Origin of the sequence: Cellulomonas xylanilytica, assembly GCF_007989805.1 — a bacterium.
Taxonomy (GTDB): domain Bacteria; phylum Actinomycetota; class Actinomycetes; order Actinomycetales; family Cellulomonadaceae; genus Cellulomonas; species Cellulomonas xylanilytica.
In genome coordinates, this window is record NZ_BJUB01000005.1 from 18,476 (window position 1) to 36,425 (window position 17,950).

20 protein-coding genes are annotated in these 17,950 nt (G+C 73.4%); 8 read left to right on the plus strand and 12 right to left on the minus strand.

The features are described from left to right. Positions 1 to 18: 18 nt before the first annotated feature. On the minus strand, positions 19 to 615 hold the full coding sequence (locus tag CXY01_RS08915; RefSeq protein ID WP_146927090.1) for a class I SAM-dependent methyltransferase: 597 nt from the start codon (positions 613 to 615) through the stop codon (positions 19 to 21). Positions 616 to 674: 59 nt separating this feature from the next. On the opposite strand from CXY01_RS08915, the gene CXY01_RS08920 reads away from it, so the two are divergent. After that, a complete protein-coding gene (locus tag CXY01_RS08920; RefSeq protein ID WP_146927091.1) occupies positions 675 to 1,142 on the plus strand; it encodes a MarR family winged helix-turn-helix transcriptional regulator in 468 nt (155 codons plus the stop codon). A gap of 42 nt (positions 1,143 to 1,184) precedes the next feature. Here the strand turns inward: CXY01_RS08920 and phoH2 are convergent, their stop codons facing one another. Beyond that, on the minus strand, positions 1,185 to 2,564 hold the full coding sequence (gene phoH2 / locus CXY01_RS08925) for an RNA 5'-3' helicase PhoH2 (RefSeq protein ID WP_371862758.1): 1,380 nt from the start codon (positions 2,562 to 2,564) through the stop codon (positions 1,185 to 1,187). A gap of 285 nt (positions 2,565 to 2,849) precedes the next feature. After that, positions 2,850 to 3,611 (minus strand): isoprenyl transferase, encoded by a 762-nt coding sequence (locus CXY01_RS08930; RefSeq protein ID WP_146927092.1) that lies wholly within the window; start codon positions 3,609 to 3,611, stop codon positions 2,850 to 2,852. A gap of 261 nt (positions 3,612 to 3,872) precedes the next feature. On the opposite strand from CXY01_RS08930, the gene trhA reads away from it, so the two are divergent. Continuing rightward, positions 3,873 to 4,628, plus strand: a complete 756-nt coding sequence (trhA, locus tag CXY01_RS08935) for a PAQR family membrane homeostasis protein TrhA (RefSeq protein WP_146927093.1) — start codon at positions 3,873 to 3,875, stop codon at positions 4,626 to 4,628. Positions 4,629 to 4,637: 9 nt separating this feature from the next. Here the strand turns inward: trhA and CXY01_RS08940 are convergent, their stop codons facing one another. From CXY01_RS08940 to mca, 3 genes are read right to left on the minus strand one after another with little or no spacing between them, the layout of a single operon-like run. Further along, positions 4,638 to 5,471: a carbon-nitrogen hydrolase family protein gene (locus CXY01_RS08940; protein ID WP_146927094.1), complete on the minus strand. Its 834-nt coding sequence runs from the start codon at positions 5,469 to 5,471 to the stop codon at positions 4,638 to 4,640. Beyond that, positions 5,468 to 5,836, minus strand: coding sequence for a hypothetical protein (locus CXY01_RS08945; RefSeq protein WP_146927095.1), 369 nt, complete (start codon positions 5,834 to 5,836; stop codon positions 5,468 to 5,470). Before CXY01_RS08945 ends, CXY01_RS08940 begins: the two co-directional genes overlap by 4 nt. Next, positions 5,833 to 6,717, minus strand: coding sequence for a mycothiol conjugate amidase Mca (gene mca / locus CXY01_RS08950; RefSeq protein WP_246125191.1), 885 nt, complete (start codon positions 6,715 to 6,717; stop codon positions 5,833 to 5,835). Before mca ends, CXY01_RS08945 begins: the two co-directional genes overlap by 4 nt. Positions 6,718 to 6,896: 179 nt before the next feature. Here mca and CXY01_RS08955 point away from each other — a divergent pair, with 179 nt between their 5' ends. Both CXY01_RS08955 and greA read left to right on the plus strand, forming a co-directional pair. After that, a complete protein-coding gene (locus CXY01_RS08955; protein ID WP_186813339.1) occupies positions 6,897 to 7,364 on the plus strand; it encodes a DUF4307 domain-containing protein in 468 nt (155 codons plus the stop codon). A 252-nt stretch (positions 7,365 to 7,616) separates the two neighbouring features. Continuing rightward, complete coding sequence (gene greA, locus CXY01_RS08960; protein ID WP_146927096.1) at positions 7,617 to 8,102, plus strand: transcription elongation factor GreA; 486 nt, start codon at positions 7,617 to 7,619, stop codon at positions 8,100 to 8,102. Positions 8,103 to 8,157: 55 nt separating this feature from the next. On the opposite strand, the gene ilvA is transcribed toward greA, so the two are convergent. From ilvA to CXY01_RS08975, 3 genes are read right to left on the minus strand one after another with little or no spacing between them, the layout of a single operon-like run. Next, the gene (ilvA, locus tag CXY01_RS08965) at positions 8,158 to 9,354 is read right to left on the minus strand and encodes a threonine ammonia-lyase (RefSeq protein ID WP_146927097.1); all 1,197 of its coding nucleotides are present in this window, start codon (positions 9,352 to 9,354) and stop codon (positions 8,158 to 8,160) included. Continuing rightward, positions 9,351 to 10,676: an AI-2E family transporter gene (locus CXY01_RS08970; protein WP_371862759.1), complete on the minus strand. Its 1,326-nt coding sequence runs from the start codon at positions 10,674 to 10,676 to the stop codon at positions 9,351 to 9,353. The genes ilvA and CXY01_RS08970 overlap by 4 nt, the downstream gene beginning before the upstream one ends. Continuing rightward, a complete protein-coding gene (locus CXY01_RS08975) occupies positions 10,673 to 11,905 on the minus strand; it encodes a cystathionine gamma-synthase (RefSeq protein WP_146927098.1) in 1,233 nt (410 codons plus the stop codon). The genes CXY01_RS08970 and CXY01_RS08975 overlap by 4 nt, the downstream gene beginning before the upstream one ends. 204 nt (positions 11,906 to 12,109) lie before the next feature. Between CXY01_RS08975 and msrA the strand changes: the two genes are divergently transcribed. After that, a complete protein-coding gene (msrA, locus tag CXY01_RS08980; protein ID WP_146927099.1) occupies positions 12,110 to 12,778 on the plus strand; it encodes a peptide-methionine (S)-S-oxide reductase MsrA in 669 nt (222 codons plus the stop codon). A gap of 345 nt (positions 12,779 to 13,123) precedes the next feature. Here msrA and CXY01_RS08985 read toward each other — a convergent pair whose 3' ends face one another. Continuing rightward, positions 13,124 to 13,411, minus strand: coding sequence for an Rdx family protein (locus CXY01_RS08985; RefSeq protein WP_146927100.1), 288 nt, complete (start codon positions 13,409 to 13,411; stop codon positions 13,124 to 13,126). 135 nt (positions 13,412 to 13,546) lie between these two features. On the opposite strand from CXY01_RS08985, the gene CXY01_RS08990 reads away from it, so the two are divergent. The 3 genes from CXY01_RS08990 (at position 13,547) to CXY01_RS20810 (ending at position 16,097) form a co-directional block, all read left to right on the plus strand. Beyond that, a complete protein-coding gene (locus tag CXY01_RS08990) occupies positions 13,547 to 14,335 on the plus strand; it encodes a CPBP family intramembrane glutamic endopeptidase (RefSeq protein ID WP_146927305.1) in 789 nt (262 codons plus the stop codon). A 9-nt stretch (positions 14,336 to 14,344) separates the two neighbouring features. Continuing rightward, the gene (locus tag CXY01_RS08995; RefSeq protein ID WP_146927101.1) at positions 14,345 to 15,601 is read left to right on the plus strand and encodes a D-arabinono-1,4-lactone oxidase; all 1,257 of its coding nucleotides are present in this window, start codon (positions 14,345 to 14,347) and stop codon (positions 15,599 to 15,601) included. Between the two features lie 148 nt (positions 15,602 to 15,749). Next, positions 15,750 to 16,097 (plus strand): hypothetical protein, encoded by a 348-nt coding sequence (locus tag CXY01_RS20810; protein ID WP_186813340.1) that lies wholly within the window; start codon positions 15,750 to 15,752, stop codon positions 16,095 to 16,097. A 10-nt stretch (positions 16,098 to 16,107) separates the two neighbouring features. Here CXY01_RS20810 and CXY01_RS09005 read toward each other — a convergent pair whose 3' ends face one another. Together CXY01_RS09005 and CXY01_RS09010 are read right to left on the minus strand one after the other, a co-directional pair. After that, positions 16,108 to 17,037 (minus strand): transglutaminase-like domain-containing protein, encoded by a 930-nt coding sequence (locus CXY01_RS09005; protein ID WP_146927102.1) that lies wholly within the window; start codon positions 17,035 to 17,037, stop codon positions 16,108 to 16,110. Between the two features lie 33 nt (positions 17,038 to 17,070). Beyond that, positions 17,071 to 17,895 (minus strand): MerR family transcriptional regulator, encoded by an 825-nt coding sequence (locus CXY01_RS09010; RefSeq protein ID WP_186813341.1) that lies wholly within the window; start codon positions 17,893 to 17,895, stop codon positions 17,071 to 17,073. Positions 17,896 to 17,950: the final 55 nt, after the last annotated feature.

The window sequence follows — 17,950 nt, forward strand, 5'->3', positions numbered from 1 at the left end:
GGACCGGCTGCCGGCACCTCACCTCGCGCGCAGGACCAGGCGCCCGACGGAGAAGAACCACCACATCCGCAGGACGGAGCGCTCGTGGGTGACGTCCGTCGTCGGTGCGAGCGTCGAGGTGGTGGACCCGGCCTCGGCCAGCGCCCACCCGAAGTCGTAGACCCATGCCTGGCCCCCGGGCCGGAGCACGCGCCGGATCTCCCGCAGGCCTGCGGCCGCGTCGCCCCAGTGGTGCTGGCTGAGGCTGGAGACGACCACGTCGAAGGTGGCGTCGGGCCACGGCAGGGACTCGACGTCGGCGACCGTGTAGGTCACGCGGGGCGTCTCGGTCTGCTGGGCCCAGGCGATCATCTCGGGTGCGACGTCGACGGCGTCGACCTGCAGGCCGGGGGCGGACGCGGCGATCAGCCGGGGCAGCGTGCCGGGGCCGGTCCCGACGTCGAGCACCCGCGACCCCGCGGGCAGCCGGAGGTCGGTGACGTCCCGCGCGACCCGGCGGTAGAGGCGCGTGGCCAGTCGCGCCGAGAGGCGCTCGTACCCCTTCGGGTCGTGCATGGGGCCGGTCCCGTGCCCGCGCCGGTGCCGGTGCCCGTGCTGGTGGTCCGTGTCGGCCATGGGATCCTCCCGTATGGTTGTACGCCACAACTCCTACCGGAAGACAGTAGGCGAAACAGTTGCAGAGCACAACTCTTCCTGACGACAGCGCGCTGCGCCGGTTCATCCAGCAGATCGCCCGGTCGAGCGGCTTCCTCGAGTCCGTCCAGCGGCCGCACGAGCACGCGGGCGTCCGGCTCTCGGTCTCGGAGACCTTCGCGCTCGGAGAGCTCGTCGAGGCCGGCGCCCTCTCGCAGCAGGAGCTCGCCGCCCGGCTCGGCCTGGAGAAGAGCACCGTGAGCCGGCTCGCCGCGGGCATGCAGGAGCGGGGCTGGATCAGCCGCGAGCGCGACGTCGACGACCGGCGCCTCTACCGGCTCCAGCTCACCCCCGAGGGGCGGGACGTGGCCGAGCGCGTCGGCGCCGAGCTCAGGGAGCACCACGGCCGGCTGCTCGTCCGGCTGAGCGCCGAGGAACGGGCCGCCCTGACCGTCGGGCTCGGTGCGCTGGTCCGCGAGCTGGAACGGTTCCACGAGCAGCACGGGTGAGTCCGGCAGGACGCCCGGGTCCCCGGGCGTCCTGCCGGTCGGTCAGACCTCGATGCTCTCCAGCAGCTCGGTCACCAGCGCGGCGACGGGCGACCGCTCCGAGCGCGTCAGCGTGATGTGCGCGAACAGCGGGTGCCCCTTGAGCGCCTCGATGACGGCGGCGACCCCGTCGTGCCGGCCCACCCGCAGGTTGTCGCGCTGGGCCACGTCGTGCGTCAGGACCACGCGCGAGCTCTGCCCGATGCGGGACAGCACCGTCAGCAGGACGTTCCGCTCGAGCGACTGGGCCTCGTCGACGATGACGAACGCGTCGTGCAGCGAGCGCCCGCGGATGTGCGTGAGCGGCAGGACCTCGAGGATGTCGCGGTCCATGATCTCCTCGACGACCTCCTTCGACACCAGCGCACCGAGGGTGTCGAAGACCGCCTGCGCCCAGGGGTTCATCTTCTCGTCGGCGCTGCCGGGCAGGTAGCCCAGGTCCTGGCCGCCGACCGCGTACAGCGGCCGGAACACCATCACCTTGCGGTGCTGGCGACGCTCCAGGACGGCCTCGAGCCCCGCGCACAGCGCGAGCGCCGACTTGCCGGTCCCGGCGCGACCGCCGAGCGAGACGATGCCGATCTCCTCGTCGAGCAGCAGGTCGATCGCGATCCGCTGCTCGGCGCTGCGCCCGTGCAGCCCGAAGACGTCCTGGTCGCCGCGCACCAGCTGCACGTGCTTGTCCGCGGTCACCCGGCCCAGCGCCGACCCGCGGGGGCTGTGCAGCACCACGCCCGTGTGGCAGAGCAGGTCGTTCGGGGTCTGGTTGCCCCCGGGGAAGCCGGCCGCGACGTCGGCCAGCGGGATGGTCTCGTGCTCCCACAGCTGCGACATCTGCTGCTCGGCGAGGTCGAGCGCGTCCATCCCGGTCCACCCGGAGTCGACGGCCAGCTCCGCGCGGTACTCCTCGGCGGTCAGCCCGACGGCCGATGCCTTGACGCGCATGGGCAGGTCCTTGGAGACGACCACGACGTCGCGCCCCTCGGCCGCCAGGTTGGCCGCGACGGCGAGGATCCGGGTGTCGTTGTCGCCGAGCCGGAACCCGGCCGGCAGGACCGCGGGGTCGGTGTGGTTCAGCTCGACCCGCAGGGTGCCGCCGTCGGACCCCAGCGGGATCGGGGTGTCCAGGCGGCCGTGCTCGATGCGCAGGTCGTCGAGCATCCGCAGGGCCGACCGGGCGAAGTAGCCCAGCTCGGCGTGGTGGCGCTTGGCCTCCAGCTCCGTGATGACGACGACGGGGAGGACCACGTCGTGCTCCGCGAACCGCAGGATCGCCCGCGGGTCTGAGAGGAGCACCGAGGTGTCGAGCACGTGGGTCTTGCGGCCATCAGTCACGGTGGCGGGGGTCGCGGACTGGGGGTCGTGCTGCGCCTTGCTGACCACGGCAGGCTCCCTCTGGCGCTACGTGCGCCGAGACGGGCACCGGACACCGGCGTCCTGCCAGAGCAGGACCACGCACCGACGTACGGCGACGGGACGGGGGCGGTCGGCCCCTCCGGTGACGGAGAGCCGGATCCGGCCCTCCTCCCGGAGCGGATGCTCCATGGGCTGGCCTCCCGGGGACGGCGGTCGCTGTCCTCTACGGCGGAAAGTACGCCCGCTACCGATGCCCCGGAGCGTCGACACGCCACCGGTCACATGACGGTTACACGTCCTGCGGGTGAACCGTCAGCGCCCGCCCCGACGCTCCCGGGCGGCGTAGGCGCGGACCGCCCGCAGGAAGTCCACCCGCCGGAAGTCCGGCCAGTACGCCTCGCAGAAGTAGAACTCGGAGTGCGCGCTCTGCCAGAGCAGGAACCCGCCGAGCCGCTGCTCCCCCGAGGTGCGGATCACGAGCTCGGGGTCCGGCTGGCCCTTGGTGTAGAGGTGCTCGGCGATGTGCTCGACGTCGAAGGCCTCCGCCAGCTCGTCCAGGCTCGACCCGGCCTCGGCGTGCTGGCGCAGGAACGACTTCACGGCGTCGGCGATCTCCTTGCGCCCGCCGTAGCCGACCGCGACGTTCACGTGCAGGCCGGTCACCGACGCCGTGGCGTCCTGCGCCGCGACGAGGGCCTTGACGGTCTGCTCCGGCAGCAGCTCGAGCGCGCCGACCGCCTGGATCCGCCACCGGCCCGTGTCCGCGAGCGCGGCGACGGCGTCCTCGATGATCCGCAGCAGCGGCTCCAGCTCGTCGGCGCTCCGGGCGAGGTTGTCCGTGGACAGCATCCAGAGCGTGACGACCTCGACCCCGATGTCCTCGCTCCACTGCAGCAGGTCCGCGATCTTGTCCGCCCCCGCCTGGTGCCCGTGCCGGGTGGACTCGCCCATGCTGCGCGCCCAGCGGCGGTTGCCGTCGAGGATGACGCCGACGTGGCGCGGCAGTCCGTCCTGCGGGAGCGACGCCGCCAGCCGGCGCTCGTACAGCCCGTAGAGCGGGTGGGGCAGACGCACGCGCACTCCTCGGTCCAGGCGACAAGAACCCGCTCACCGTACTCGCCGGTCGGGCCCGGCGGACCCGGACTCCCGCAGCGCGGGACGTCGACGCACGGGACCTTCACAGGTTCCGCCCGTGCACCGCCGGGCGCCCGCGGGAGGTAGTTTCGGAAGGGTCGCGCCGACCGCGTCACATCGCCCCCGGCGTGGTCGACACGCTACCTACGGTGTCGTAACCTACGGTGTCGTAGGTTTCCGCTGACGAATCGAGTCCGGTCCATGAGCTCCTCCCCCGCGCCCGCCCCGGGACAGCCGGGCGCACCGTCCGTGGCCTCCTCCGGGACCCTCGGGCAGCAGGGGTCCGACGACCACGACGGCCTGGTCGACCGGGTCGCCGAGACCGTCAAGCCGCACCTGCGGGGCTGGATCCACGCCGGCGTCACACCGTTCGTGCTGATCGCGTCCATCGTGCTCGTCGTGCTGTCCCCCACGCCGCAGGCCAAGTGGTCCACCGCCGTCTTCGGTCTCACGGCCGTGATGCTCTTCGGCACCAGCGCCGTCTACCACCGCGGCCACTGGTCGCCCAAGGTCGCCGGGGTCCTGCGCCGGCTCGACCACACCAACATCTTCCTGATCATCGCCGGCACCTACACGCCGCTGTCGGTGCTGCTGCTGCCCGCCGGCACCGCGCGCACCCTGCTGGTCGTCGTGTGGTCGGGCGCGCTCGTCGGCCTGCTCGCGCGCGTCTTCTGGCTGGGTGCACCCCGCTGGGTCTACGTGCCCGTCTACGTGGCGCTCGGCTGGGTCGCGGTCTGGTTCTTCCCGGAGTTCTACCGGTCCGGCGGCCTCGCGATCGTCCTGCTCATCGCCATCGGCGGCCTGGCGTACACCCTCGGTGCCGTCGTGTACGGCACCAAGTGGCCCAACCCGAGCCCGCGCTGGTTCGGGTTCCACGAGATCTTCCACGTGCTCACCGTGGTCGGCTACGGCTGCCACTACGTCGCGGTGTCGCTCGCGTCGTACGGGTCGGTCTGACCGCAGGGCTCAGCCGACCGGGACCACCGCGTACCGCCGGTTGGCCAGCGACGGGTTCTGCTCCCGGACGCGCAGCAGCGCCGCACCGTCCAGGTCCACCGTCCGGACCTGTGGCTGCTCGTCCATCTCCAGGCCGACCACACCGTCGGGCGCCACCACGAGCGAGCGCCCGGTGACCCCCCTGCCGGCCTGCCCCACGGCGACCACCGCCGCGGTGTTCTCGATGGCCCGCGCGATCGCCAGGGTCCGCCAGTGCATCGCCTTGAGATCGCCCGACGCCCACGCCGCCGGCACGACGAGCACCTGGGCGCCCGCGTCGACCAGCCGGCGCGCCGACTCCGGGAACCGCAGGTCGTAGCAGGTCAGCACCCCGAACGTCAGACCGCCGACCTCGACGACGAGCGGCGGCGCGTCCGCCGGCCCCGGCGCCAGCCGCTCCGACTCCCGCTGGCCGAAGGCGTCGTAGAGGTGCACCTTGCGGTAGACGCCGACCAGCTCGCCGGACCCGTCGACGGCCACGACCGCGTTCACCGCGCGCGGGTCGTCGCCGTCCGCCGGCAGCGTCGTCCCGGCCAGCACCGCCACGCCCGTCGCCCGCGCGCGCGTCCGCAGCAGCGTCACGAACGGCCCGTCGAGCGGCTCCGCGTGCTCGGCGCCCACACCGCGGGCGTCGAACCCCGACGCGTACTCCGGCAGCACCAGCACGTCCGCGCTCGCCCGGGACGCCGTCGCGAACGCGTCCCCCACCGCCTCGCGGTTCGCCGTGTGGTCGTCGCTGACCTGCAGCTGCGCCACGGTCACCCGCACGGCGGGACGCTGCGGCGGCTGGGGGGCGGCACTCATCGGGAGGCGCCCCGCGCGGGCGGCTCGTCGTCCGGGTGCACGTCCCGGGGCGCCACCTCGACGTCGGCGTCCACCTCGAGGTCCGGACCCCCGGGTCCGGCGTCGACGAGCCCGAGGTCCGCATGCGGACGGGCCGTGCGGTCGTCGGAGCCGTCCTCGTCGTCCAGGCCCAGCGCCTTCGCCCGGCGGTCCACGACCCGCAGCTGCTTGGTCAGCGAGAGGAACAGGAAGACGACCGCGAGCGCGAGCGCGAACGTGAACACGAAGCCGAGGAACCCCGGCGAGCCCAGCGGGGTGCCGTCGATCGTGACGTCCGTCGGGGACGGGGTGGGGTCCGGTGCGACGCGGAGCAGGGCGGCGATCATGCGGTCGCGTCCCCACGCAGCCCGGCGAACAGGTCGTCCTCCGGCAGGGTCACCGGCACGTGCGACACCGCGAGCTCGTACTCCTCGGTGGGCCACTGGGCGACCTCGAGCTCGCGCGGCACCGCGAAGAAGAAGCCGTCCGGGTCGATCTGCGTGGCGTGGGCGCGCAGGGCGTCGTCGCGCTGCGGGAAGTACGCGGAGCACTCGATGCGCGTGGTCACCTCACGCTCGGGCACCTCGCGGGCCTGCCGGGAGTCGAGCCAGTCGCCGAACGGGGACTCGCGGCCGGCGGCGACGATCGCGTCGTGCACCGCCCGCATGCGCGCGAGCGAGAATCCGTGGTTGTAGTAGAGCTTCGACGGCGCCCACGGCTCGCCCAGCCCGCGGTAGCGCTCCGGGTCCCCGGCGGCCGCGAACGCCTCCGCGGACACCCGGTGGCACATGATGTGGTCGGGGTGCGGGTAGCCGCCCGTCGGGTCGTACGTCGTGATGACGTGCGGCCGGAACTCGCGGACCAGCTGGACCAGCGGGGCCGCCGCCTCCTCGAGCGGGACCAGCGCGAAGCAGCCCTCCGGCAGCGGCGGCAGCGGGTCGCCCTCGGGCAGGCCGGAGTCGACGAAGCCGAGCCACCGGTGCTGCACGCCCAGCGCGCTCGCCGCGGCGGCCATCTCGTGCCTGCGGTACTCCCGCATGCCGTCCAGCCCGCCCTCGACCGCGGGGTGCTGCGGGTTGAGCACGTCGCCGCGCTCACCGCCCGTGCACGACACGACGAGGACGTCGACGCCCTCGGCCGCGTACTTCGCCGTGGTCGCGGCGCCCTTGCTCGACTCGTCGTCGGGGTGGGCGTGCACCGCCATCAGGCGCAGCCGCTCTCCGGTCACCTCGGGCCTCCCGTCGGTCGCCCGCCGATGGCCCGCCGGGACCGCGGGGTCGCGGTCCGCTCGGCACGGGCGGGATGGTGGACGAGAGACAATGATCGCGCACGCGGCGCTCGCGTCGCGCCACCACCCGCACCCGCACCGTCCCGCTCGCGTCTGCCGCGCGAGGCACGAGGAGCTCCGTGACCCAGTCGCCCGACACCCGACCGCCGTCCGGCGGGGACGGTCTCGCGCAGCCCGCCGTCCGACCGCCCGCCGGTCGGTACGGCCCCGAGCCGACCGCACGGTCGGCCCGGCGCGGGCGGATCGGCATCCTCGCGGCGGCGGTCGTCGGCGTCGCGGTCGTCATCTGGGTCGGCCTGTCCATGGCGGGCCAGCCCTTGTCGTTCAAGGACGTGGGCTTCGCCGTCGACGGCGCCCGGTCCGTCGACGTGACCTTCGAGGTGACCAAGCCCAAGGAGGCGACGGTGACGTGCACCGTCACCGCGCTGTCGGAGTCGTACGCCGAGGTCGGCGTCCGCACGGTCGAGGTCGGTCCTGCCGACGCGGCCACCCGTCGCGTCACGGTCACCGTGCAGACCACCGAGCTCGCCGTGACCGGGGTCGTGGACTCCTGCGAGCTGGTCGAGGAGCCGACCGCCGGAGACTGACCCCGGTGCCTCCCCCCGGGTGATATCGGGGCTCCGTCGGCCCCGCCTTGCTATCCTGTTCGTTTCAACGCCGCCCCGGTCCGGCGCCGTCACTGGTCCACCCGACCGCGAGGGAACGGCGGAGCACCCCTGGAGTACCCGCTATCCGGATGCGTCCGCAGGACGCGTCCGGTCGATCGGACTGCCGAGCGCTGGCCCCCCGGGCAGCGCGGTATCGGCCCGTCCGGCACACACGTCAGGAAAGGAGCGATCGTGACCGACACGACTGCGGCCACATGGCTGACCCAGGAGGCCTACGACCGCCTCACGGCCGAGCTCGCCCACCTCGAGGGCGAGGGCAGCGCCGAGGTCATCGAGCGCATCGCCGCCGCACGCGACGAGGGCGACCTCAAGGAGAACGGCGGCTACCACGCCGCTCGCGAGGAGCAGGCGAAGCAGGCTGCCCGGATCCGCGAGCTGAAGGAGAAGCTGCGCAACGTCCAGATCGGGACGCCGCCGGACGACGGTGTCGTCGAGCCCGGCATGGTCGTGACGGCCGTCGTGGCCGGTGACGAGATGGTCTTCCTGCTCGGCTCCCGCGAGATCGCCGGGACGTCCGACATCGAGGTCTTCTCCCCCACGTCGCCGCTCGGTGCCGCCATCAACGGCTCCAAGGTCGGCGACTCGACCTCGTACACCGCACCGAACGGGCGCGAGATCCAGGTCGAGATCACGGACGCCAAGCCCTTCACGGGCTGAGCCCCGCACGGACCACGAGGCGCCCTCCCTGTCCGGGGGGGCGCCTCGTCGTCTGTCAGCCGAGCCGGTAGCCCGCGGCGCGGAGCCGCTCGAGCACGTGCTCGCAGTGGTCGGGACCCTTGGTCTCCACCTGCACCACGATCGCGACCTCGTCGAGCTGCAGGTCCCCGACGGTCCGCGCGTGCGACACGTGCATGACGTTCCCGCCCGTGTCCGCCAGGGCGCGCAGCAGGTCGGCGAGCGCGCCCGGTGTATCGTCGATCCGGACCTGCAGCTGCAGGAACCGCCCCGCCGACGCGAGCCCGTGGCGGACCACCCGCATGAGGACCAGCGGGTCGATGTTCCCGCCGGACAGGATCACCACGACCGGGCCCTCGAGCGGACCGACGCCCGCCATGACCGCGGCCGCGGCGGCCGCGCCCGACGGCTCGACCAGCATCTTGGCGCGCTCCGCGACGAGCAGCAGCGCGCGGGACAGGTCCTCCTCCGAGACGGTCACGACCTCGACGTGGTGGCCGGCCAGGATCTCGAACGGCACGGTGCCGGGCAGGCCGACCGCGATGCCGTCGGCCATGGTCCGCAGCTCGGGCGCGGGCACGGGGTGGCCCGCGGCGAGCGACGCGGGGTACGACGCGGCGCGTGCGGCCTGCACCCCGATGATCCGCACGTCGGGCCGCAGCTCGGCCAGCGCGGCGACCACCCCGGCGGCCAGGCCTCCACCCCCGATCGGCACGACGACGGTCGCCACGTCCGGCACCTGCTCGACGATCTCGAGGGCGATGGTGCCCTGCCCGGCGACGACGTCCTCGTGGTCGAACGGGTGGATGAGCACGGCACCGGTGCGCTCCGCGAACTCCCGGGCGTGCACCAGGGCCTCGTCGACGCTCGCGCCGACCAGCTCGACCCGTGCGCCGTAGTCCCGCGTCGCGGCGATCTTCGGCAGCGCGGCGTCGGCCGGCATGAACACCACCGCGGTCAGCCCGAGGATCCGGGCCGCGAGCGCGACGCCCTGCGCGTGGTTCCCCGCGCTGGCCGCGACGACGCCGCGCGCCTTCTCCTGATCGGTCAGCCGTGCCATGCGCACGTAGGCGCCGCGCAGCTTGAACGAGCCGGCGCGCTGCAGGTTCTCGCACTTGAGCCACACCTCGGCCCCGCACGCCTGCGACAGGGCACGGCTCAGCTGCACGGGGGTGCGGTCCGAGATCCCCTCGAGCAGCGCCGCCGCGTCACGGACGTCGGCGAGGCCGGTCATCGCCTGCTCGTCGGCGACGCATCGTCCGGGCCGCCCGGCTCGCCGGCGTCCTCCGCCACCGTGTCGACCGTCGCGGGCTGCTCGTCGGCCTCGGCACGCTCGGCGATCTCCGCCTCCGTGGCCACGCGCTCCGACGTCGCCTCGGCGACCTGCGCGATGGCGCGGTCGAGGACGGGGTGCCCTCGTCCGCGCACGGGGACGTGGTCGTCGGTGCCCAGCTGCGGGAACTTGTCGTGGCCGTGCAGGTAGAGCATCACGGTGTTGAGGGTCGCGGCGATCGGCACGGCGAACAGGGCGCCGACGATCCCCGCGACGAACGAGCCCGCCGCCACCGACAGCAGCACCGCGACGGGGTGCAGCGACACCGCGTGGCCCATGAGGAACGGCTGGAGCACGTGCCCCTCCAGCTGCTGGACCACGATGACGACGACCAGCATCCAGAGCGCCGTCGCGGGGCCGTTGGACACCAGCGCGACGAGGATCGCGATCGAGCCGGTCACCACCGCGCCGACGATCGGGATGAACGAGCCGAGGAACACCAGCACCGCGAGGGGCAGCGCGAGCGGGACCTGCAGGATCGCCGCGCCGAGACCGATGCCGAGGGCGTCCACGCCGGCGACCAGGATCTGCGTCCGGGTGTACGCGCCGAGGGTGACCACCCCGCGCCGCCCGGCCTGGTGGACGTGCTCGCGGGACCCGCGCGGGAGCAGGCCGACGACCCACGCCCAGATGGTGCGCCCGTCGAGCAGGAAGAAGAACGTGCAGAACAGCGTGATGAGGGACCCGGCGGCCACGTGCGCGACCGTCGTCGTAGCGTGCAGCGCACCGGTCACCAGCTCGGAGCTGCCGCCGCTCAGCGACCCCTGGATGCGGTCCACCCACCCCGAGATGTCCGAGGTCGTGAGCTGGAGGGGGCCCTCCGCCAGCCACGTCGTCAGCTTGTCGACGCCCTGCGCGGCCTGGTCCCACAGCTCACCGAAGCCCTTGACGATCGAGCGGCCCGCCAGCGTGAGCAGTCCGGCCACGAGCACGACGAGCCCGGCCAGCGACAGCCCCACGGCCGCCCCGCGCGGGAGCCCGCGCCGGACCAGCCAGCCGACGAACGGCGTGAGCAGCACGGTCAGCAGGAGCGCCACCGCGATCGGCACCACGACGACCTTGAGCTCGCTCAGGAGCCACAGCAGGACCGCGAGCGCGGCCCCGATCAGCAGCAGGCGCCACGACCACGCGGCGGCGTTGCGGACCGACGGGGGAACCGACGTGCCGTCGGTGGCCGGTGGACGGGTCGTCGGCGCGCTCACGCTCCCCGCAGGTGTGCTCACGCGGCGCGTCCCTCGGCCAGCGCGGCGTCGAGGTCGGCGATCAGGTCGGCGACGTCCTCGATGCCGACGGACAGGCGCACCAGGTCGTCGGGGACCTCCAGCTCCGTCCCCGCCACGGACCCGTGGGTCATCTTGTGCGGGTGCTCGATCAGGGACTCCACGCCCCCGAGCGACTCGGCGAGCGTGAACACGTGCGTCGCCCCGCAGACCGCCAGCGCGGACGCCTCGCTGCCGGTCCGGAACGAGACCATCCCGCCGAACCCGGTCATCTGCCGGGCGGCCACCTCGTGCCCGGGGTGGCTGTCGAGACCCGGGTAGATCACGGACGTGACCGCGTCGTGCGCCACGAGGAAGTCGGCGATCGCGCGGGCGTTGCTCTCGTGGCGGTCCATGCGCACCGCGAGCGTCTTGAGCCCGCGCAGCGTCAGCCACGCGTCGAACGGACCCGCGACCGCGCCGGACGCGTTCTGGTGGAACCGCACGGCGTCCGCGAGGTTCGTCGTCCCCGTCGGCGACTCGAGCCCCACGGGCAGCTGTGCACCGTCCGCGACGACCAGCGCACCGCCGACGACGTCCGAGTGCCCGCCGATGTACTTGGTCGTGGAGTGCACGACGACGTCGGCCCCCAGCGCGAGCGGCTGCTGGAGGTAGGGCGTCGCGAACGTGTTGTCGACGACGAGCAGGGCACCCGCGGCGCGCGCGTGCGCGGCCAGCACCGCGATGTCGGCGACGCCGAGCAGCGGGTTGGTCGGCGTCTCCACCCAGACCACCTTCGTGCGGCCGGGCTGGATCGCGGCGACCACCGCGTCGGCGTCGGACAGGTCGACCGGCGTGTGCTCGATGCCCCAGGGCCCAAAGACGCGCGCGATCAGGCGGTACGTGCCGCCATACGCGTCGTTGGGGACCACGACGTGGTCGCCGGGCCGCAGGGTCGCCCGCAGCAGGGTGTCCTCGGCCGCGAGGCCCGAGGCGAACGCGAAGCCCGCGGCGCCGCCCTCCGCCGCGGCGAGGGCCGACTCCAGCGCGGTGCGCGTCGGGTTGGCGGAGCGCGAGTACTCGTACCCGCCCCGCAGGCCGCCGACGCCGTCCTGCTTGTAGGTCGAGGTGGCGTAGATGGGCGGGACGACCGCCCCGGTGGCGGGATCCGGGTCCTGACCTGCATGGATGGCGCGGGTCGAGAAGCCTGCGGAGGACCAGTCGTCGTCGTGGGGGTGCGCGTGGTTCGTCACGCGTCCCAGGCTAGGCGCTCCCGGCGTTCCCGCCGCGACGGGTCGCGCACGGTGCGCTGCGGGTCATGGGAGGGTGCGCTCTCGGTATGGTATTGGTTCGGTCAAGACTTCTTCATGCGCGCGGGAACACCAGCGGGGTGCGTACCGTTGCAGATCCCGGGAGGACCCAGGTGACCAACCGGGCTCCCGGAGAGGATCACGACCATGAACTGGCTGTTCGGTTCCGCCCTCAAGACCACGATGGTGACCCCCGAGAAGGCCCTCGCCGGACGCGACCGCTACGCGTACGCCGTCCCGACCACCCACACCGTCCTCGGCACCCCCCTGCAGGGTCCGTGGCCCGAGGGCACCGAGGTGCTCTACGTGGGGATGGGCTGTTTCTGGGGCGCCGAGCGCACCTTCTGGAAGATCCCCGGGGTCGTCACGACCGCCGTGGGCTACCAGGGTGGGTTCACACCCTTCCCCAGCTACGAGGAGACCTGCACCGGCCAGACCGGGCACACCGAGATCGTGATGGTCGCGTACGACCCCACGGTCGTCTCGGCCGACGACCTGCTCCGCACCTTCTGGGAGTCCCACGACCCGACGCAGGGGTACCGGCAGGGCAACGACGTCGGCACCACGTACCGGTCGGCGATCTACACCACGACGCCCGAGCAGGAGCTCGCCGCACGCACCACCCGCGACGAGTTCCAGCCGCGGCTGACCAAGTCCGGCTTCGGGGAGATCACCACCGAGATCCGGTCCGCGGACGAGGCCGGCACGTTCTACTACGCCGAGGGCTACCACCAGCAGTACCTCGACAAGAACCCGGCGGGCTACTGCGGCCTGGGCGGCACGGGCGTCTCCTGCCCGCGTCCGACCGGCGCGTAGCCGCTGACCGAGATCGTGGGTCGGGCGTCAGATCGTGGCGTCGCACCCACGATCTCGGGTCGATGCCACGATCTCGCTGCCGCGGCGAGCGCCGCCCGTCCCAGATGTACGGGCGGGTGACCGAGGAGCCCCCGCTGTCGGTCACCCGCCCGTCATGGGGCCGGCCGGAGTCCCCCGTCTCCCGGCCAGCCGCCCTCGGGAGCGTCTGTGGCGGACCGGCCAGGTCGCTCTCCTTGCCGGTCCGCCGCGAACTTATCGACGCACGCGCGGACCCGTCCACGGTCGTCCACCTGGTGCTGGACCCCGGTCCACCTGCACGAACGTCCACCTCGGTGCCGCCGTCGGTCAGTCCTGCGCCACCCGGTCGGTGTGCCCCAGCGGCTTGTCGGGCGCCACGAGGTCCCGCACGATCCGCTTCAGGTCCGGCAGCTCGGGGAACCCGCCGCGCTCCGAGCGGTCCCACACGAGCACCCCGTCGACCTCGACCCGGAACACACCCCCGGTCGCGGGCCGCAGCGCGACCTCGCCGAGCTCGCGGTGGAACGTGGTCAGCAGCTCCTGCTGGTACCAGGCGGCCCGCAGGAGCCAGCGGCACTGCGTGCAGTAGGTGATCGCGACGCGCGGCAGGTCCATGGGCCAAGTGTCGCCCAGCGGCCGACGAGCAGTCAGACTGCACGTCGAGACCCTGGAGGCCCGCCCGTGCCCGACCTGTCCAGCGCCACCCACGACCACCCCGCGGTCGTCGACCAGCCGCCCGCCCTGTCGGCGATGCGCATCCTCGCCGCCGCGCTGGTGTGCGGTGCGGCGGTCCTGCTGTTCGCGGTCCACGTGCGCCCGCTCGGGTACGTGCCGCTGGTGCTGGGCGTCGCCCTGGGGCTGGTGGTGGACCGGAAGCTGGGCCGGGACCTGGGCCTCATCGCGCTGGGCCAGGTGATCATCAGCACGATCTCGCTGAAGGCGGACCTGTCCAACGTCGGCATGCTGAAGTTCACGCTCGCGCTCGGTCTGGCGGTGGTCGTGCCGACCGTCCTGTCGAGCCGGGTGTTCCACGACGACACGATCCACTTCCCCGTGCGCACGGGCCGCCGCTGGGACCGCTGGCAGGCGCTGTACCTGGTGGCGGTGGCGTTCGCGGCGTACCTGATCCTGCCGGCGTACTTCCTCGGGTCCGGCGTGTGGCAGAACTGGCCGGACCTCGACGGCACGGGCGACGTGGCCCGGCTGTTCGTCGGCGTGAACGCCGTGGGCATCTGGGACGAGCTGTTCTTCATCTGCGTGGTCCTGGCGCTGCTGCGGCCGCACTTCCCGTTCTGGCTGGCCAACCTGCTGCAGGCGACGGTGTTCGTGTCGTTCCTGTGGGAGCTGGGCTACCGCGAGTGGGGGCCGCTGCTGACCATCCCGTTCGCGCTGATCCAGGGGTGGATCTTCCGGCGGACCACGTCGCTGACGTACGTGGTCGCGGTGCACCTGCTGTTCGACCTGTTCGTGTTCATGGTGCTGGTGCACGCCCACGACCCCAGCATGTTCGACATCTTCGTCACCGCTCCCGCACCGTAGGTTGGTCCGGTGACACTGACGAACTGGGCCGGCAACTACGTCTACCGCGCGGGGGTCGTGCACCACCCGACGTCCGTCGAGGAGCTGCAGGAGCTCGTCGCGCGGTCCCCGCGGATCCGCGCGCTGGGCACCCGGCACTGCTTCAACGACCTCGCCGACGACCCCGCCGCGCTCGTGGCGCTCGACGAGCTCGACGGCGAGCCGCAGGTCGACGAGCAGGCCCGGACGGTGACCGTCACGGGCGGCACGCGCTACGGGACGCTCGCGCAGCACCTGCACCCGGCGGGCTGGGCGGTGCACAACCTGGCGTCCCTGCCGCACATCTCGGTGGCCGGTGCCGTCGCCACCGCCACGCACGGGTCCGGGGACGCGAGCGGCAACCTGGCGTCGGCCGTCGCCGCCCTGGAGGTCGTCGGACCCGACGGCACGCTGCGGACGGTCCGCCGTGGCGACGACGACTTCGCCGGGTCCGTCGTCGCGCTGGGCGCGCTCGGCGTCGTGACCCGCGTGACCCTCGACATCGAGCCCACGTACGAGGTCGCCCAGGAGGTCCACGTCGACCTGCCGTGGGCGCAGGCGCTGGAGCACCTGGACGAGATCACGAGCAGCGCCGACTCCGTGAGCCTCTTCACCGACTGGACCGGCGAGACCATCCAGCAGGTCTGGCGCAAGACCCGCGTCACGCCGGGCTACACGCTGCGCACCGACCTGTTCGGCACGGTCCCGGCCGACGGCCCGCGGCACCCCCTGCCCGGCATCGACCCGGTCAACTGCACCGCGCAGCTGGGCCAGCCCGGCCCGTGGCACGACCGCCTGCCGCACTTCCGGATGGACTTCACGCCGAGCAACGGCGACGAGCTGCAGTCCGAGTTCCTGGTGCCGCGCGCCCACGCGGTCGCGGCCCTGGAGGCCGTCCGGTCGCTGAGCGACCTGGTCTCACCGCTGCTGCAGGTCACCGAGGTCCGCACGATGGCCGGTGACGACCTGTGGCTGTCCGGCGCGCAGGGCGGCCCCCGGGTCGGCCTGCACTTCACGTGGCTGCCCCGGCAGGCCGAGGTGGAGGCGGTGCTGCCGACGATCGAGGCCGCGCTGGCGCCGTTCGACGCGCGGCCGCACTGGGGCAAGCTCTTCGCCGACGAGAACCGCGACCTCGCGCGCCTCTACCCGCACTGGGACGACTTCCAGGCCCTGATCGCGCGGACCGACCCCGACGGCGTCTTCCGCAACGACTTCCTCGAGCGGCACGTCCTCGGGACCCGTGCCTGACACCTCCGCCGGCGCGGTACACGAGCATGGACCCCGCGACCTCGGCTGGTCCGAGCCGCAGCCGGTCCCGGACGGCACCTGGCACCGCACCGCCGTCGTTCCGTGCACCCACCGCGCGTGTGCTGGTGGGGTGCTCGCCGTCCACCTCATGACGAGCACGGACGGCCGGGTGCCGCAGCAGGCCGCGGACCTCGCGACCAGGATCGTCGCAGCGGTGCCCGGCGTGCTCGACGACGCCCTCGCGTTCCTCGTGGCAACCGCCCGCGCGGACCCGCAGGCAGTCGGGCTCGATGACGCCGGTGCGGTGGTCGCCGACGTCCTCGACGAGCTCTCGCTGGTGCTGGACGAGTCCGACGAGTGGCTCGTCCACGTCGGCGAGTGCCCGTTCCCCGCCGCGGACCCCTACGGCATCGCCGTCCGGATGCGCGGGCTGCGACCGGTCGGCCTCGAGGTCCTCGAGGACGCGGAGACCGAACCGCCGGGCACCGGCTCCTGAACCCGCCCGATCAGCCCTGTGCGTCCGGGGCCCGCCAGCGGTTGACCTTCGCGACGAGGTCCGCGTCGCCGACCCGTCCGGTCGGGGACAGCGTCACGACCTGCTCGCCGGGACGCAGGCGCGGGTCGCTCGCGTACCGCTGCTCCAGCTCCGCCTCGGCCGCAGCGGAACCGCCGTCCGCGGCGACCAGCAGCTCCGCGATCTCGTCGGCGAGGCGGTCCAGCTCCTCGGCGGGCGTCGACGTCTCGGGCAGCGTGTCGCCCCACACGTCCCAGAGCAGCAGCTCGTCGCGCTGCCGGTGCGCCAGCTCGGTGACGACGTAGCCCCGGACGAACTCCGGTCCGCACAGCTCGGGCAGGGAGGGGTCCACGCCGTACGTGGACACGTCGAGGCCGTCGCGACGATGGGCCAGCCACACCTCGGCGGCCGTCTCGAACGGTGCCCCGAGGCCGGTCGCCATGTCGTGCGAGTCGAAGCCGAACCAGGGGTTCGCGGCGTCGAGCTCGGCGTCGAAGCGCACCCAGCGCGACCCGTCCCAGTGCTCGGCGACCACGTGGTCGTGGTGGAACCCGGGCCGGAAGTAGCCCGCGAAGCCGACCCGGCTGCGCGCCGGGATGCCGTGCTCGCGCAGGACGCCGATCGCGAAGAGCGTGTGGTCCCGGCAGCATCCGGCGATCTGCTGGGCCGGCTCCCGGGCGGCGTCGAGCGGGCCGGTCGCGCGCTCCTGCGCCTCGCCGAGGATGTCCGCCAGCCAGCGCAGGTCGATGTCGGCGTCCTGCCCCGGCGCGAGCTGCTCGGCGCCCGCGCGGTAGTGCACGACCGTGCGGCAGGCCGCCGCGTGCAGCGCGGCGGGGTCCGGGGGAACCGCCTTGAGGAGCACGGCGTGGGGTCCGGGGTCGGTGAACGGGCTGTGCGTGGCGTACGCGGCGAGATCAGGCATGACGCCAGCGTGGGCCCTCCCCCTGGGGCAGGGTCAAGCGACGGGCTGCGCGACGTGCGCGACGACGACCTCGTCCGACCACGGGACGGGGTAGATCTCCCGCGTCGGTCCCGCGGTCCGACGACCGTCGGTGGTGAACCAGGTCTCGAGCGCGACGTACGCGCCGATGATCTGGGGGTAGCGGCAGTCCGCCGCGGTCACCGGCACGAACGCCATCGTCTGCGCGGGCTCCTCGCGCAGGACGACCGGTCCGACGGGGACGACCGCCCCCTCGTACGGGACGCACGTCTCGATCGGGCCGTCCCCGTCGTGACCCACCGCGCCGTGGAACAGCACCCAGAACTCGGTCCCGTACGTCGCACCGGCCGCGTCGAGGAACGCGCGCAGCTCCAGCACGTCCGACGCGAAGGCGGCGACCAGGTCCTCCTGCACGACGTGGCGGCGCACCGTCGCGACCGTCCGGGCCTCGACCGGCCGGACGACGACGTCGTCGACGCCGAGGTGGCCAGGGTGGACCGGACCTGTCGGTGCACCGAGGGACTGCAGCACGAGGTCGAGCTCGGGTCCGCGGTCGACCAGCTCGCGTCGGCGGCCGTCCCACCAGGCCCGGATGGCGTGTCCCTGCCCGGCGGGCTCGGCGAGCACGTCGGCGATCGCGCCGAGCGGCATCTCCAGGCGCCGCAGCAGGGAGATGGTGCGCGCGCGGGCCAGCTGCTCCGGGTCGTAGTAGCGGTACCCGCTCGCGGGGTCGACCCGCACCGGCTGCAGGAGCCCGCGGGCGTCGTAGAGCCGGAGCGCCTTGAGCGAGAGCCCGGACCGGCGGGCGAACTCGCCGATGGTCACCTCGCCGCCTGTCACAGGCCGAGGATACGCACGAGACCGGGCAGCGGACGGCCCCCTCCGCCCGCTGGTG

Bases quoted from the DNA above. Each gene is read 5' to 3' on its own strand.
- CXY01_RS08915 (WP_146927090.1), bottom strand. From the start codon at position 615: ATGGCCGACACGGACCACCAGCACGGGCACCGGCACCGGCGCGGGCAC.
- trhA (WP_146927093.1), top strand. From the start codon at position 3,873: ATGAGCTCCTCCCCCGCGCCCGCCCCGGGACAGCCGGGCGCACCGTCC.
- CXY01_RS08940 (WP_146927094.1), bottom strand. From the start codon at position 5,471: ATGAGTGCCGCCCCCCAGCCGCCGCAGCGTCCCGCCGTGCGGGTGACC.
- CXY01_RS08945 (WP_146927095.1), bottom strand. From the start codon at position 5,836: ATGATCGCCGCCCTGCTCCGCGTCGCACCGGACCCCACCCCGTCCCCG.
- ilvA (WP_146927097.1), bottom strand. From the start codon at position 9,354: ATGACCGGCCTCGCCGACGTCCGTGACGCGGCGGCGCTGCTCGAGGGG.
- msrA (WP_146927099.1), top strand. From the start codon at position 12,110: ATGAACTGGCTGTTCGGTTCCGCCCTCAAGACCACGATGGTGACCCCC.
- CXY01_RS08985 (WP_146927100.1), bottom strand. From the start codon at position 13,411: ATGGACCTGCCGCGCGTCGCGATCACCTACTGCACGCAGTGCCGCTGG.
- CXY01_RS08990 (WP_146927305.1), top strand. From the start codon at position 13,547: ATGCGCATCCTCGCCGCCGCGCTGGTGTGCGGTGCGGCGGTCCTGCTG.
- CXY01_RS20810 (WP_186813340.1), top strand. From the start codon at position 15,750: ATGACGAGCACGGACGGCCGGGTGCCGCAGCAGGCCGCGGACCTCGCG.
- CXY01_RS09005 (WP_146927102.1), bottom strand. From the start codon at position 17,037: ATGCCTGATCTCGCCGCGTACGCCACGCACAGCCCGTTCACCGACCCC.